This window comes from Moraxella sp. DOX410 (assembly GCF_032248735.1).
GTDB classification, from domain to species: domain Bacteria; phylum Pseudomonadota; class Gammaproteobacteria; order Pseudomonadales; family Moraxellaceae; genus Faucicola; species Faucicola tetraodonis.
On sequence record NZ_CP135138.1, the window covers coordinates 970,110 to 985,308 of the forward strand.

The window sequence follows — 15,199 nt, forward strand, 5'->3', positions numbered from 1 at the left end:
AAATAAAATCAAAATAAAAATTTGGGCTATGCTACCATTGTTATTTTTTAAAGTATAGCCAAATAGTAACGATTATCATCAAAAAATTGTTGGCTATAGTGTGTTAAATTATCAATCAAATGAATTAGTTACTGATTAATGCCAAATCCAAACCTTATCCCTTTATCGCTTTATATTCATATTCCTTGGTGTGTAAAAAAGTGCCCGTATTGTGATTTTAATTCACATGAAAGCCGTACACCGATTGATTTTGTAGGCTATGTCGATGCCTTATTAGAGGATTTAAAAACCCAGCTAAGCTTGGTACAAGGACGCAAGATTGACACCATTTTTATTGGGGGCGGCACGCCATCGCTGCTGCCGATTGCGCAATATCGGCAGCTTTTTGCGGGTATCAATGCCCAGTTAACACTGACTGACGACTGTGAAATCACCATGGAAGCCAATCCTGCCACCGTGGAGCATGCGCCATTTCATGAGTATTTAGCGGTCGGTATCAATCGGTTGTCGCTCGGTGTGCAAAGTTTTCAAACCCAAAAACTTGCCGCCTTGGGACGGATTCATAACCCGCAGCAAGCGCTTTTAGCCATTGCCAATGCCCAGCAAGCAGGGTTTAAAAAGTTAAATGTCGACTTGATGCATGGCTTGCCCAACCAAACGCTAACAGACGCGCTGAACGATTTGCAGCAAGCGATTGATTTGGGTGTTTCGCATATTTCGTGGTATCAGCTCACCATTGAGCCCAATACCGTGTTTTATCGCAATACGCCGATTTTGCCCGATGACGAGATATTGGTGGATATTTTTGAGCAAGGCGCGCAGCTGTTGAAAGCCAATGGGTTTGTGCAATACGAAGTGTCGGCATGGTCAAGGCAGGCGGATTTTCAGCCCAGTCAGCATAATCTCAACTATTGGCAGTTTGGCGATTATCTGGCGATTGGGGCAGGCGCGCATGGTAAAGTCACGCGGCCTGATGGCATTTACCGGTTTAGCAAATCTCGCTTACCAAAAGATTATAGGGTTAATCAGTCGGCGATAGGTTGGCAAGCCATCGAGCCGTCTGATTTACCGTTTGAATTTATGATGAATGGGCTGAGGCTAAAAAATGGCGTGCCCAAACAGTTTTGGACACAGAGAACAGGCTTGGCATGGTCAGCCATTGAGCCGCAATTGATAAAACTACACAATCGTGGTTTGGTTGAGTTAAGCGGTGACCATATCCACTGCACAGCGCAAGGGTTTTTATTTTTAAACCAAGTGTTGCAAGAATTTTTACCCGATGACTAACGCTTTGATTGCGCATTTGATTGAATTTATGCACGGCAGCCTTATTTAATCGTCAATCAATTAAAAAAAAGAGAGTGATATGTTTACCGATACCCATGCGCATCTAAACCGTTTGGATTTAGAAAAATATCAAGGTGATATCCGTCAAGTCTTACAAGTCGCCAAGGATGCCAATGTGCAGCGGATTATGGCGATTATGTGTGAGCTGGATGAATACGATGCTATTTATGAGATTATCAATACGAAAATTGACGGGCTGACGTTGGGGATGAGTGTGGGCGTGCATCCCTGCGAAGACCTTGCCATGCTAAAAAGTGCCACAGTTGAGACACTCGTTGAAATGGCAAATCAGCCGCAGGTTTGGGCGATTGGCGAGACGGGGCTTGATTATTATTGGTCAACAGAAAACAGCGCCGAGCAAAAAGCCAGCTTTGTCCGCCATATCCATGCCAGCCAGCAGCTAAAAAAACCCATTATCGTCCATACCCGTGAGGCGAAACACGATACATTGGATGTATTAAAAGCAGAAAAAGCCGAGCATGGCATTATTCATTGCTTTACAGAAGACTATGAGACCGCCAAAAAAGCCTTGGACTTGGGTTTTTATATTTCTTTATCAGGGATTGTGACCTTTAAAAACGCCACTGAATTACAAGCAGTGGCGAAAAAACTGCCTAAAGATCGCATTTTGATTGAAACAGACAGCCCATATCTGGCGCCAGTGCCCAAACGCGGCAAATCTAACGAGCCTGCTTTTGTGCCCTATGTGGCGGATTTTCTCGCCAAGCATTATGACATGCCAGTGGATGAGTTCGCGCACTTAACCCATCAAAATTTTGATACATTATTACATCAGTATGCTTAAAAATAGTTAACGAAATCTTTATACTTTATTAAGTAAGTAATAAAATTTATGTGATAAACCATTTGGCAATGACTCATCAGTCATGTATCATACGTAACAACCTTGCTCCTATGTTACTAAGCGAGGTCAGTAAGCTAGGTTACTATGCAAGCATTTTTTTATCATTTAACAGTTGTGCGTAGATGGGTTGATGTAACGGGTCTCGTCAACAATAGGGGCTACTAGAACAGACTGATGGAGTAATCAATGAGTCGTCAACAACAATTCAAAAATCGTGAAGAAGTCATATTGGCAGTTGCTGAGCAGTTGCTATTAGAGTCTGGGGAAGGCGATATCACGCTAGATAGTTTAGCCGAGCAGCTAGACTTAGCCAAAGGTACGCTCTACAAGCATTTTACCAGCAAAGATGAATTGTTTTTACGCATCATTATCCGTCATGAGCAGCAACTACTTGCGCTAAGCGAAGTCGGCGATTGTCCTGCCGCAGGTGTGGCACGTCTTACGCTGTTTCAACTCATCAATCCGCAAAAAGCCATATTACTCAACCAAATCGAAGAACGCTTAGCCAATTCTGCTGTAGGGCTTAATAAGCTTTTTTCGCAGTTGTATGAAATTCGCCGTGAACGCATGAAGCGATTAATCAATACCACGGCTGAATACCTGCAATCGCTACACAGTACCATGAGTACCCGAGACTATCTGTCAACCATTTGGGCGATGGGTCAAGGTGGTGCAGGACTGCTGAATTCTAGTTTTTACCAACGCTATCTCGGTCGCCGCGATACTTTACGTTTTGCCTTGGTTCAGCATATTTTAGACATTCCCAAGCAATACCCTGCTGCGGTGCAATCAGTCGATGCGCCTACTGGCGCGAGTCAATCAAACGCTGCTACTCATACGGCAAATTCACAGACTGAGTCAAGCCTGACGCTGCGCAATGTCAAATAATAAGTGTCAAATAGTAGATGTCAAAGAATACTAGTTAACTATCATCACCCCCGGTTAAGCTTTATAAACTATCCCTGTTTTGTCTGAGTGCATGACGATGCGATTGCTATTTGGTCGGTCTTGTAAAACTTTCACTCCCGCACCCAGTGCGATGGGTGGGCAACAAGGGTTTACCTTAATCGAAATCATGGTGGTCATCGTCATTTTATCTATTTTTGCTGGGATGATGAGCCTATCGGTAGGGGGTAGTGAAAATCGTAGAAACACGGCGTTTCATGAGCGTTTGACCAGTAATCTTAATTATGTACGCTTGTTATCAACAGAACGCATGCAGCCTTATGGGCTGGCAATCAAACTGCCGCAAAATGACGCGCCCAATCAGCTAGTGGTGGTTAAATTAGAAAACGCTTTTACTAATTCTCAAAGCGCTGTTGGCAATGCCAATGCCGCAACAACCTCACAACCTGCGCCACCACAATGGGTGATAGAAAAACAAATCGCACCGCTGGATGTGCCAGACAACCTTGATGTCAAAATCCGCCCACTGGATAACCCATTTAATACCACAGCCGCCCAAAATACCCAACCCACCGCTAACTGGTTAAGCGGCAACGAGGCACCGCCTGTGGTATGGTTTGGGACAGGTGAGGCGACACCGGTGCAAATCAGCATCCAAAAAACCAATGCTGACAAACAAACCTTTGCGGTTGGCAATCCCATCATCGTCAACCAAGCTGGGGCAATCGAGGTGGCAAAATGACTATTGCCACCTTAAATAGACTGGCTATCAGACAGCATCAGCAAGGATTTACGTTACTTGAAGTCATGGTGGCATTAGCGATTTTGGCGGTGGTTGCGATGTCAGCCAGCCAAGCCAGTCGCAGTTATGTGCAATCCGTGGATAACATGAAAACACGAACCTTTGGCTATTATGTGGCACAAAACACGCTGGCAGAATTACGAGTACAAAAAACTTGGCTCACCGCATCCGATACTCGGCAAATCACCTCGCAAGGCCGTCAGTGGCAAGTGGTTATCTCACCGCAAACCATACAAACCAGTCAAGGCTTTGTCCAACCCATTCATATTCGCGTGGCACCTATTGTCGATGGCAGTCCAAAAAAAGACGTGGTGGATATTGATGCGGTGCTGGTAAAGGATATGGGGACAATGCCGTGACCCCTTTTTTTATTTATTGCTCTGCTGCAATAGCACCGCATAAAACATCCCAGCAAGGCTTTACCTTAATCGAATTGATGATTGCATTGGTAATTTTTGCGATGCTGGCATTGGCGGGATGGCAGATTATGGATAGTCTGACCAAAAGTCGCGAGCGCGGCTACCAACATCAAAAATCATTATCACAGCTTGATTATGCTTATTTACAGCTGTCGCAAGATTTGGCACAAACCAGCAATTATGTGGCGGTGCCAATCCTATCAGCGACTGACAATAATACGGCATCGACCAATAGTGCCGCTATGACACCAACTTTCGTATTAAATGCGTCACAAATGAGTTTTATCCGTTTTGCTGCGCCCGATCCGCGTTATCAGCCGTCACCTATGCTAGCAAAAATACAGTATTTGGTGGCGGGGGAAACACTGACAAAACGGCGTTTTTACCAGTTAGACGACAACAACGAAACCCCTGCAACCAGTGTGTTATTGACAGGTATCAAGGATGCCAGTTGGCGAGCATTGACGCCTGACGCGGTGAGTGTGTTTCCAGATGAAGCCACGCTGCAAAAGCTACAGCAAATACAAGCGCAAAAAAACACCAATCAAACGGCCAATGTTTCAACCGATCCGATTCCTAACACGCCTGATAACGCAACAGATCAAAATGGCAATTTGCAAAACAGTATAGATTTAACCCCTTATCAGCAGTTACCACGCGGCATCGAGCTTAATTTTAATTATCAAGGCGAGCCGATTACTTGGCGATTTGCGTTGCCAAACACACCGCCAAACGCACCCAACCCATAATGCAATCAAATTTTAGCAAATACACCATGCCAACAAACCGCACTCCGTCTAAAATTTTTGCAAATGTTGCCATAGCAAACCCGCCATATCGACATGGGCAACAAGGGATGGCGCTATTGACTATTTTGTTGTTGGTGGTGGCGATTACCATCGTGGCAGGCAGTATGCTTGCCAATCAAAAAGTGATGATTCGAGAATTTGAGCTGACCAAAGATCAAGGGCAGCTTAAAGAATATGCCTTGGCAGGGGAAGCTATGGCGACCAATTTGATCGCGCAAGACAGCCAAGTCAACCAAGTTGATAGTTTAGCAGACGCTTGGGCAAAACCGCTGGCAGAGCAAACCATCAATCAAGCCAAAGTCAGTATTAAAATCGACGATGATGCCAGCCGTTTTAATATTAACAACCTGTATCACGATGGCAAAGTGGATGATACGGCACTGGCTTTTTTTCAAGCGTTGTTACAAGCCAATGGCTTATCACCCAATATTGCGATGGCGGTGCTCGATTGGCAAGACCCAGACAGTGACACCCGTGCTGAGGGCGGTGCAGAAGCAGCCTATTATCAAAGTACGGGCAAAAAAATGGCGATGGGTATTGCCAACCAGCCGTTTATCTCAATCAATGAATTGCAATATGTGCGCGGTATGGATAGCGAAGCATTGCAAAAATTAGCGCCGTATCTGACCGCAGTGCCATATTATCTGCCCATGAATATCAACACAGTGAAGCCCGAACTATTAAGCGTACTGGTGAATTTACCCACCGCAACCAGTGGCAACCATCGGCAAGGCTCAAACCGTTCGGGAGGTGATGACGCCCCACAATCTGGGCAAGACACTAGCGCAGCTTCAAATGTGGCAGCTACCCACCAAATTGACGATACGGCAATCATCAATTGGGCAAATGCCCGAGAAAATAATCTGCCGGTGCAAAAATTGACTCAATTGTGGGCAGTACCAAGTTTTGCCCAGATTGACGAGCGTAACCAAGCACGCATCGCCAAGCTGTTATCCATCCAAAGCCAAAGTTTTCACGTCGTTGTCAGTGTCAAAAGTGACGACAAGCAGCTTTTTTTGCATAGTCAAATTGCTAAGATTTTACCCAAAGCTGACAATGACCCAGCAGCTGCTTCTGGTGTGTCAGCGACGCTCATGCCAGCACCAGTCAATACGCAAAATGGCACGCAAAATAACACGTCGCCGCAACTTATCACTTACAACCGCCAATTTTTACCCTTTGCCCAATAACGCAGCAGCGCAATAAATTGGCTTCAAAATTCTCAGTTATTTTGTGTTTATTTTAATCAGTTATTTGTTGCTGGCGTATTCTAGGGTAAAATAAGGGGTTTTTGTTGGGCGTTGTTGAATGACAATGGGGCAGAAAACGGGCACAAAAGCGTTGTCAACACAACGGATACAGATGTAACCTAGACATAACCTAGACATAACCTAGACATAACCTAGACGCATAAATTGGGTGAATATAGATGAATGTAATCGAGCGCTATTTTGGCATAGATGGTCGCAATACAACGATAAAAACTGAAATTCTGGCAGGTCTGACAACTTTTTTGACCATGGCTTATATTATCTTTGTCAATCCCGACATGCTGGCAAAGACAGGGATGGATAAAGGGGCGGTATTTGTAGCGACATGTCTAGCCTCAGCGCTGGGCTGTTTTTTGATGGGATTGATTGCGCGTTTGCCGGTGGCATTGGCACCTGGCATGGGTTTAAATGCGTTTTTTACCTTTACTGTCGTCTTGGGAATGGGTAAAAGCTGGCAAGTGGCGTTGGGGGCGGTGTTTATTTCAGGCTTGCTGTTTGTGCTGATTAGTGCCTTTAAACTGCGTGAATGGATTATCAACGCCATTCCCTATACGCTTAAACAAGGTATCGTCGCAGGGATTGGGGCGTTTTTAGCATTTATTGCGCTTAAAAGCTCGGGCATCATCGTGGCAAGTCCCGCCACGTTTGTGACGATGGGCAAACTCACCGATTTTGGCCCTGCGATGGCGATTTTAAGTTTTTTTCTGATTGTCGTATTTGTGCAGCGTAAAGTCCCTGCAGCAGTGATGTTGTCAATTTTAATTGTGACGGTGATTAGCTTGTTGGCAGGGGAAACCCATTACTCAGGGATTGTGTCAATGCCGCCATCGATTGCACCGACCTTTATGCAGTTAGATATTGCAGGCGCGCTTGATGTGAGTATGGTTAGCGTGATTTTTGCCTTTTTATTTGTGGTGTTATTTGATACATCAGGCACATTAATCGGTGTGACCAAAAAAGCCGGGTTAATGTCTACCGATGGTCAAATCCCGAACCTAGGTAAAGCTTTGTTTGCTGACTCAACGGCGGCTGTGGCAGGGTCATTGCTAGGGACTTCATCGGTAACGAGTTATGTAGAAAGCACAGCAGGCGTGGCAGCAGGTGGACGCACCGGTTTGACCGCGATTGTGGTGGGTGTGTTATTTTTATTGGCGTTATTTTTTGCGCCATTGGCTGGGATGATTCCTGCGTATGCAACGGCAGGTGCGATTTTTTATGTCGCGGTATTGATGTTATTTACGCTGCGTGAGATTGATTGGGATGACTTGACCGAAGCATCACCTGTCGCGGTAGTGCTGCTGTTGACGCCGCTTACCTTCTCAATTGCGGATGGGATTGCGTTAGGTTTTATCACCTATACCATTGCCAAATTGGTGAGTGGACGCTATAAAGAAGTGAGCCCTGCGGTTTGGGTGTTAACGGCGATTTTATTGGCAAAATTGATTTTTTTAAGTTAATCAATGGCTGAGCAAAAAAAACCATCTAGCCGAATTGGGTTAGATGGTTTTTTATTTAATTTTGGTCCAGAGTACCGCTGTCTATGTGAACCCATGAACTGTAACGTTCAGGGTGGGTATGGCAACCACTCTTAAGGCTTCCTGAATCATCGCAGCGTAGCTGGATGCAGGCTTGCACAACAAGTGAAAAGAACGCATACCCTTATATAAATTATCAGCTCAGGTAAAACCATAAACTGGCGAATACCCCAGATGCACGCATTGTAGCAGATTACCTAAGATGATGCAAAAGCTCGCTCGTTAATTCAATGATTGATTAAATTAATCAAACTTGACGGTCAAAATACCATTAAAACCTTCAAAACACATCACAAGGTTTTTGCTCTCATCATATCGCTTAGCAGTTAATAGTTAACAGGCTTTGCAGTTAACAGAATGATGCAAAATCTGGGTTAAAGAGATTAAGCGAGCTATGCTATAATTTTCAAAATTTTTTTAATACTAGTTTTGTATTTTCCTTATTTTAGCTTTTCTAGAGGCAACAATGAATCAAGCGTCTAACTCGGTTAACCATCAATCGACGGTTAAAAAAATCCCCCATGTGTTGATGATTTTAGATGGTTTTGGACATCGCGAAGATCAGCGTGATAATGCGATTGCCGCAGCGCATACCCCAAACCTTGATTATTTGTATCAGCATTATCCCCATGGTTTGATTTCAGGGTCAGGTGAAGACGTGGGTTTACCAGCAGGGCAATTTGGTAACTCTGAAGTCGGGCATATGAATTTGGGTGCAGGTCGTATTTTGTATCAAGACTCTACCCGTATTCACAAAGAAATCCGCGAACAGCAATTTTTTAGCAACCCTGCATTAACCGAAGCGGTGCAGCTTGCCAATCACCGACAAGCCAATGTGCATATCATGGGATTGTTATCCGATGGCGGGGTTCATTCGCATCAAGATCATATTGTCGCGATGGTCGAGCTGGCATTGCAGCAGGGTGCAAAACAGGTCTTTATCCATACATTTTTGGACGGTCGTGACACGCCGCCTAAAAGTGCGGACAATTATGTCGCACAATTAGAACAAGCGCTTGCCACGCTTAATGAGCAATATGAGGGCACGGCTTATTTGGTCAGTCTTATTGGTCGCTACTTTGCGATGGATCGGGATAAACGTTGGGATCGGGTACAGCAAGCGTATGATTTGCTGACCCAAGCCAAAGCAGAACGGGTGGTGCAATCAGGTGCTGAGGCGATTAGCGCAGCGTATGGCGCAGGTGAAAGTGATGAGTTCGTCAAACCGACTTGGGTACGTTATGCTAACCAAAACGCTGACTTTGGTACTATCCAAGACAATGACAGTGTGATTTTTATGAATTTTCGTGCCGACCGCGCTCGTGAAATCAGCCAAGCACTGGTGTCCGCTGATTTTGATGGCTTTTCGCGTGAAAAACTGCCAACGCTGTCAAAATTTGTGATGCTGACCAAATACTCCGATGAATTACAAAACAATGGCGTGACCAGTATCGCTTTTGAACCGACATCGCTGACCAACACCTTAGGTGAATATTTGCAGTCGCAAGGCAAAACCCAACTGCGCATTGCTGAAACCGAAAAATACGCGCACGTGACCTTCTTCTTTAGTGGTGGGCGTGAAGCAGAGTTTGAGGGAGAGCAGCGTATTTTGGTCAACTCGCCTTCGGTTGCTACTTATGATTTACAACCTGAAATGAGTGCGCCAGAAGTCACTGAAAAATTGACCGATGCCATCAATTCCGGTGCGTATGATGTACTGATTGTGAATTATGCCAATGGTGACATGGTAGGGCATACAGGTGTGTTCGATGCCGCTGTCAAAGCCGTCGAAACGTTGGATAACTGTGTAAAAACCATCGCCGATTGTGTGATTGCCAATCATGGGCATTTACTGATTACCGCTGACCATGGCAACGTGGAGCAAATGCAGGATTATGATAGCGGACAGGTGCACACCCAGCACACCACAGAGCTAGTACCATTTATTTATGTCAATGAGCAAGCGCCTAATACCGTGCACATTCGCACGGGTGGTAAGCTATCAGATGTGGCGCCAACCCTATTGGACTTAATGCACCTTGCCAAACCTGCCGAAATGACAGGTGAAAGCTTAATCGTAGCAAACTAACAGTTAATGGGTGCAACTATCCTATGGTAACGCAGCGTCTCAAACCATTATCTAACCCTACTTTCAAAAGACACGTTATCGCGCTGGCATTGTGGGGGATAGGTTCATTGGGTTATGCTGCTAACCGATCGACTGTCAGTTCGCCTGTCAAACCACCTGTTACTTCTGCTGCCTCAGTTGCGGCAAAAACCAATAAAACGATATTAAAACCTGCAATCACTCAGGCGATTGCGGGTGCCAATCCTACTGCCGTACCTGTTAGTGTGGTGAATGCACATGATGGTGTACCAGATGCCGCTGATGACGACAATTTGACGGATGATGGCGCTGACGATGGCGGGGAGGTGGATATTATATCAACCACGCCTATGGTGACTAATCCCGCCACTCAGCCAAATCCAGCGACTCAGCCCATCGCGTCAGCCTCTGGGCAAATCCAGCAAGTGGCGTTGGGGGCAGTATCACCTGTCACAGTCGAAAAATTTGTCAAAATGATTGATATCATCCGTCAAAACTATGTGACGAATGTCGATGATGAATCGCTGTTTGTCAATGCGATGGCAGGCACTTTAGCGGCGCTCGATCCTTATTCTGAATATCTGGATGCGAACGCGTTTGAAAACTTAAGGTTATTTACCGAAGGCGATATTGGCAGTATTGGTGTGAGTGTGAGTTTTCATGCTGATGTAGATAGCTGGGTGTTTGATGACGTACTGCCCAACTCGCCTGCTGCAAAAGCGGGTATTCAGCGCGGCAATTATTTGCATCAAATCAATGATAATAAGTTAGACAGCACGCGAACCTCGCAAGATGTCGATCAGCTACTAACAGGTATCGCAGGGACAACGGCTCGCTTGTTAGTCTCGGATAAAGGTCGTCGTAAACATCTGGTGGTGGTGCAAAGAACCTTGGTCCAACAACAAGCCATGAGTGCCAACATCATTAATGGTGTTGCGGTGGTACAAATCCCCGTGTTTCAAAACAATACCCAGCAGCAATTTTTAATGGCACTTACCAAATTAAATCAGCCCTTTAGCGTGCTGGTACTTGATTTGCGCAATAATCCAGGTGGCGTGTTGTCAGCTGCCAATGATATTGCAAGCTTATTTATGAACGATAAAGTGGTGGTGGAGATTAAAAATCGGCAGGGCATACAAGAGGTGATGCGCACGCACGGCAAAGCCCAGTTTGCCGACTTGCCGCTGGTCGTATTGCAAAATCGTTATTCTGCTTCGGCGGCTGAAGTATTAGCCAGCGCGCTACAAAACAACCAACGTGCCAAGGTGTATGGCGAAACCAGCTATGGTAAAGGCTCTATCCAAAGCATTGTACCCATCAATGACAGCGAAGCGGTAAAGCTAACGGTCGCGCATTATTACTCAAGTAAAGGTGAGAAAATTGATGGCGTAGGCGTCAAACCCGATGTGACTTTGACGGGCGCAGAAACGAGTTGGCAAGATCAGGTATTAGCGGATTTGCAAACCACCAAACGAAGCAACCAATTTTTACTTAAACCTATGCCAACGCCTCAGTCTTTTTAAGCTAATCACCTAAGCAGTCACCCAATAACCTCTCATATCTAACATCGGGTGGAATTTATTTTATAATTCATCTTCCATAAAAAATTGCGGATCAACGGCATCCAAATCACTCACATCAAGTTTGGTATAGTGTTTTTTGCAGAAAGTTGGATCCAATTTGCACATCGCACTTTGCAATTCATCAAGGCGCGCTTCAGACTGGCGAATGTGCTCGAGCATTTTGATAAAAGTCATTGCCACGGGGTCTGGGGTGTTTGGGTCAATCCCATATTGATGAAAAACACCCGCTTGCTCTAGCTTAATTTTATTGCAATCTTCCTCATTGGTAGCGGATGTGTTGATAGAGGTTTTCTCAACCGATTTTATCTGCTCAGCATCGGTTGTTTTTTCGATAATGGTTTTTTCGATATAGTCGTCAGCTGGGGTTACCCCATTATTTGCCAAGCTATCAAGCCCCATTTGCTCTGCTTTGGCTTTATCATGAATCAAACGCGCGGCACTGCCTACCATGGTCGCACCGGCAGGCACTTCTTTGACAACGACAGCATTGGAGCCGATTTTGGCATATTTACCCACGGTAAATCCGCCTAATACTTTGGCACCTGCACCGACAACCACGCCATCTTCCAGCGTGGGGTGGCGTTTTCCTTCATTTAATGATACCCCACCGAGCGTGACGCCATGATACAAGGTGACGTCATCACCGATCTCAGCAGTTTCACCAATGACCACGCCCATGCCATGGTCAATAAAGAATCGACGCCCAATTTTTGCTGCAGGGTGAATCTCAATCCCGGTCAAAAATCGATTACCAAAGGATACAAACCGTGCCAAGCCTTTGTTATTGTGTTGCCACATACTATGGGCGACGCGGTGAATCAATAGCGCATGGACGCCAGGATAAGTCAACAGCACTTCAAGGGTGTTACGTGCCGCAGGGTCACGGTCAAACACCGCTTGGATGTCCTCTTGTAATTCTGCTTTGATGGTCTGGGTTTTTTTGGATAAATTTTGGATGACGGACAACATACTGACTACCGATTTTAAAAATTTTAAGGGATTATGATATCACGAACTCATTAAGCTACGCTATGATTGGCTATGATTGCAATACTGTTGTCGCATCACGGCGATAGTTAGGTCGATGCATCAAAGGTTTTTCAATATAGTTGTAGCCTATAACAGCAAACATAACAACGAATACCAACACCAGCGGGTACGTCCACACATAGGCTGTCATCGATTGGCTAAAGTCATGCAAGTGTAATAAGTTAAACCATATATACATGACCAAACCATGGGTCAGATATAAGCTATAACTTAATTCACCCAAGACCTTTAGACCTTGTTGGTATAACACGCCAAAATACGTAAAACCGTTGGCAATAAAACAAAACAGTAAGCCACAAAGTAGCATTTGCCAATAAGAATACGCCGAAGTTTCAAATAAAATAAACAGGGTTAGTAGGCATAAAGCGATTGCAAAAACCACAGGAAATTTTGCCAATAAATTTTTAAAAAAATCTTCCAACCAAACTGCAAAAAAAGCCAACAAAAATAACCAATATAGCTTGAGAGTAGTATGTGTGAAAACATAATACAAAATAGGCAAACTTATCATCAACATCGCGATATTTTGCCAATGGTTTAGTTGTTTGGGATGCGCCAATAAAAATAGTAACGGTAGGCTAAAATAAAAACCCCACTCATAAAGTAGCGTCCAAGCCGCGCCCGCGACCAGCGGCCAAGCGTAAAAATTTTTAAGCGATTGATTGTTAAAGCTTAGCCAGCGCAGTGTCCATTGCTGCCACTCAGACAGAGGTAACGGCGGGTGTTGCTGGGTGAAATAGATAGCGACGATACAGATGCCCAAAAATAAATATAGCGGCACAATGCGCTGCAGCCGAGAGCGATAAAGGTATTGCCAATCCATCCGCGGCTGTCTGAGCTTACCAAAAAATAAATATCCGGTGATTAAAAAAAACAGCGATACCGGCACACTACCCAAGTTGGTAAAAAAATCAATATTGGGTGACTGCCAGCGCCCCGTCGTTTGAAAGAAATAATTTTTAAAAAAGTGATGAGTAAATACCGATAGCGCTAAAATGCCACGGATACCATCTAATGGGGAATGGCGATGGCTGGCATCAAACCCCCCAATCATCCGTTGGGGGAGTTGATTGAGTAGCCAAGTGACAAGCGTTAAGCTCAGCACAAACACAACAGCAAGCAAAACAGTGGCAGACATAAACTTTGAGCGCTTAACGGGTTAATAATTTATCGTTTGAGTAATGTTTTATCGTTTCAGTAATTTTGCGATGGTGGCTTGCAGTAACTGATATTCTTTGATATCAAGCTGTAACCTACTAAGGAGTCGATTAATACGCTGAGGCATCACTTTAGATTGGGCGGGATTGTAGATATCTAAATTCTCCAGCAATGCCAACAGCCTATTTTCTAGCTGTAAACGCTGCTCATTTGAGATAGGCGGCTCATCCCATTGTTGGCGAAAAGTCAAATCAATGGATTTTTCAGCCGCTGTTTTTGCCGTCAATGCTAACTCTGCAGTTTCGTAAAAAACGCTGGCAATCACTTGAACCGCAGCGGCCACATTTAACACCCCATACTGCGCATTGGCAGGAATTTGAATATGGTAGTCGGCCAATTGCAGCTCTTCATTTGTTAAACCCCGATCTTCACGACCAAACACAATGGCAAGTTGCCAATTGCGATGCGGAGAGTCTGTCATTAAATCGTCAAGGTTTTGAAAATTAGTGACCATCAATTCAGCCGCTTGTCGGGGCGATAACACGGGTCTTGGAATATGGCGTTGGCGACTACTGGTAGCAATTACCCAGTGGCAATCTTGCAGGGCTTGCTCAAGGGTGTCACAAATGGTCACAGCGTCTAAAATTGCTTTGGCACCTGCCGCATGGGCATAGGCATCTTCGTCAATCGGTAGTTTGGGCGCCACCACCGTGAGCTGCGTTAGACCCATGGTGTGCATGGCGCGCGCGGCAGAGCCAATGTTGGCAGGCAATGTGGTATTCACCATTACAATGCGAATACCGGCTAAAAATGCCGCAAGGGTTGAGAAGGGTTGCTGAGAAGCGTTAGTGTCAGTCGTTACCATGGGGTGTCAAATTTCAGCCAGTCGTTACGCAATAAGCGATTGTATTTGGTCATTCACTGCATGGCATTCCGCTTTGATTTCTTCAATCAATTGTGCATGTTGGTGGATATGACCTGTGCGGCAGATTTCTTGCAGTTTATAACAAAGTTCGGTCAGCTCGGTAGCGCCAAGGTTAGAGCTAGCGCCTTTTAAGCCGTGCGCTGCATTATACCCCAAACGGTTGTCTAAGTTGGCATAAGCTGTTTCCATTTCCGATAAACGTTGTAAGCTATCTTGCATATAAGTATGCATCAAATCAACAAAATCTTCGTCAAGTAACGCTCTTAATTCTTCGAACTGTGGCAAGTTGATATGGCAGGGTTGAGTCATATGAGTTTCCTGTTGATGGGGCATTAAATAAAACATCATTGATTAAATTTGATTGGCTTATTTTAGCCCATATCTCATTGAATTTTATCAAAACTTTGATGAAAGTCAGTTTA

Annotated in this window: 14 protein-coding genes and 1 other RNA gene; 10 read left to right on the forward strand and 5 right to left on the reverse strand. The window is 44.9% G+C overall.

Translation table 11 applies throughout. The features are described 5' to 3' along the window. The first annotated feature begins 138 nt into the window (after positions 1–138). From hemW to RNZ41_RS04410, 8 genes are all read left to right on the forward strand, one after another. The gene (hemW, locus tag RNZ41_RS04375; RefSeq protein WP_314027671.1) at positions 139–1,287 is read left to right on the forward strand and encodes a radical SAM family heme chaperone HemW; all 1,149 of its coding nucleotides are present in this window, start codon (positions 139–141) and stop codon (positions 1,285–1,287) included. 79 nt (positions 1,288–1,366) lie between these two features. Beyond that, positions 1,367–2,152 carry a TatD family hydrolase gene (locus tag RNZ41_RS04380; RefSeq protein WP_314027672.1) on the forward strand — a complete coding sequence of 262 codons (786 nt, stop codon included), beginning with the start codon at positions 1,367–1,369 and terminating at the stop codon, positions 2,150–2,152. Positions 2,153–2,398: 246 nt separating this feature from the next. Continuing rightward, positions 2,399–3,100 (forward strand): TetR/AcrR family transcriptional regulator, encoded by a 702-nt coding sequence (locus RNZ41_RS04385; RefSeq protein ID WP_159770824.1) that lies wholly within the window; start codon positions 2,399–2,401, stop codon positions 3,098–3,100. Positions 3,101–3,197: 97 nt separating this feature from the next. Further along, the gene (locus tag RNZ41_RS04390) at positions 3,198–3,860 is read left to right on the forward strand and encodes a pilus assembly FimT family protein (RefSeq protein ID WP_314027673.1); all 663 of its coding nucleotides are present in this window, start codon (positions 3,198–3,200) and stop codon (positions 3,858–3,860) included. Beyond that, positions 3,857–4,279: a type II secretion system minor pseudopilin GspI gene (gspI, locus tag RNZ41_RS04395; protein ID WP_314027674.1), complete on the forward strand. Its 423-nt coding sequence runs from the start codon at positions 3,857–3,859 to the stop codon at positions 4,277–4,279. The genes RNZ41_RS04390 and gspI overlap by 4 nt, the downstream gene beginning before the upstream one ends. After that, complete coding sequence (gene gspJ / locus RNZ41_RS04400) at positions 4,276–5,088, forward strand: type II secretion system minor pseudopilin GspJ (protein ID WP_314027675.1); 813 nt, start codon at positions 4,276–4,278, stop codon at positions 5,086–5,088. The genes gspI and gspJ overlap by 4 nt, the downstream gene beginning before the upstream one ends. A gap of 26 nt (positions 5,089–5,114) precedes the next feature. Continuing rightward, positions 5,115–6,338 (forward strand): type II secretion system minor pseudopilin GspK, encoded by a 1,224-nt coding sequence (gene gspK / locus RNZ41_RS04405; protein WP_314027676.1) that lies wholly within the window; start codon positions 5,115–5,117, stop codon positions 6,336–6,338. Between the two features lie 239 nt (positions 6,339–6,577). After that, the gene (locus tag RNZ41_RS04410) at positions 6,578–7,876 is read left to right on the forward strand and encodes an NCS2 family permease (protein WP_062330923.1); all 1,299 of its coding nucleotides are present in this window, start codon (positions 6,578–6,580) and stop codon (positions 7,874–7,876) included. Between the two features lie 59 nt (positions 7,877–7,935). On the opposite strand, the gene ssrS is transcribed toward RNZ41_RS04410, so the two are convergent. Next, positions 7,936–8,134, reverse strand: a non-coding RNA gene (gene ssrS, locus RNZ41_RS04415) — 6S RNA. Positions 8,135–8,420: 286 nt separating this feature from the next. Between ssrS and gpmI the strand changes: the two genes are divergently transcribed. Both gpmI and RNZ41_RS04425 read left to right on the forward strand, forming a co-directional pair. Then, positions 8,421–10,043, forward strand: a complete 1,623-nt coding sequence (gene gpmI, locus RNZ41_RS04420; RefSeq protein WP_314027677.1) for a 2,3-bisphosphoglycerate-independent phosphoglycerate mutase — start codon at positions 8,421–8,423, stop codon at positions 10,041–10,043. A gap of 23 nt (positions 10,044–10,066) precedes the next feature. Beyond that, positions 10,067–11,584, forward strand: coding sequence for a S41 family peptidase (locus tag RNZ41_RS04425; RefSeq protein WP_314027678.1), 1,518 nt, complete (start codon positions 10,067–10,069; stop codon positions 11,582–11,584). Positions 11,585–11,644: 60 nt separating this feature from the next. Here the strand turns inward: RNZ41_RS04425 and cysE are convergent, their stop codons facing one another. From cysE to RNZ41_RS04445, 4 genes are all read right to left on the reverse strand, one after another. After that, complete coding sequence (gene cysE, locus RNZ41_RS04430) at positions 11,645–12,613, reverse strand: serine O-acetyltransferase (protein WP_314027679.1); 969 nt, start codon at positions 12,611–12,613, stop codon at positions 11,645–11,647. A 70-nt stretch (positions 12,614–12,683) separates the two neighbouring features. Continuing rightward, positions 12,684–13,832: an acyltransferase family protein gene (locus tag RNZ41_RS04435; RefSeq protein ID WP_314027680.1), complete on the reverse strand. Its 1,149-nt coding sequence runs from the start codon at positions 13,830–13,832 to the stop codon at positions 12,684–12,686. A gap of 48 nt (positions 13,833–13,880) precedes the next feature. Next, a complete protein-coding gene (locus tag RNZ41_RS04440) occupies positions 13,881–14,717 on the reverse strand; it encodes an RNA methyltransferase (protein WP_314027681.1) in 837 nt (278 codons plus the stop codon). Positions 14,718–14,741: 24 nt separating this feature from the next. Further along, positions 14,742–15,086 (reverse strand): Hpt domain-containing protein, encoded by a 345-nt coding sequence (locus tag RNZ41_RS04445; protein ID WP_314027682.1) that lies wholly within the window; start codon positions 15,084–15,086, stop codon positions 14,742–14,744. Between the last annotated feature and the right edge of the window lie 113 nt (positions 15,087–15,199).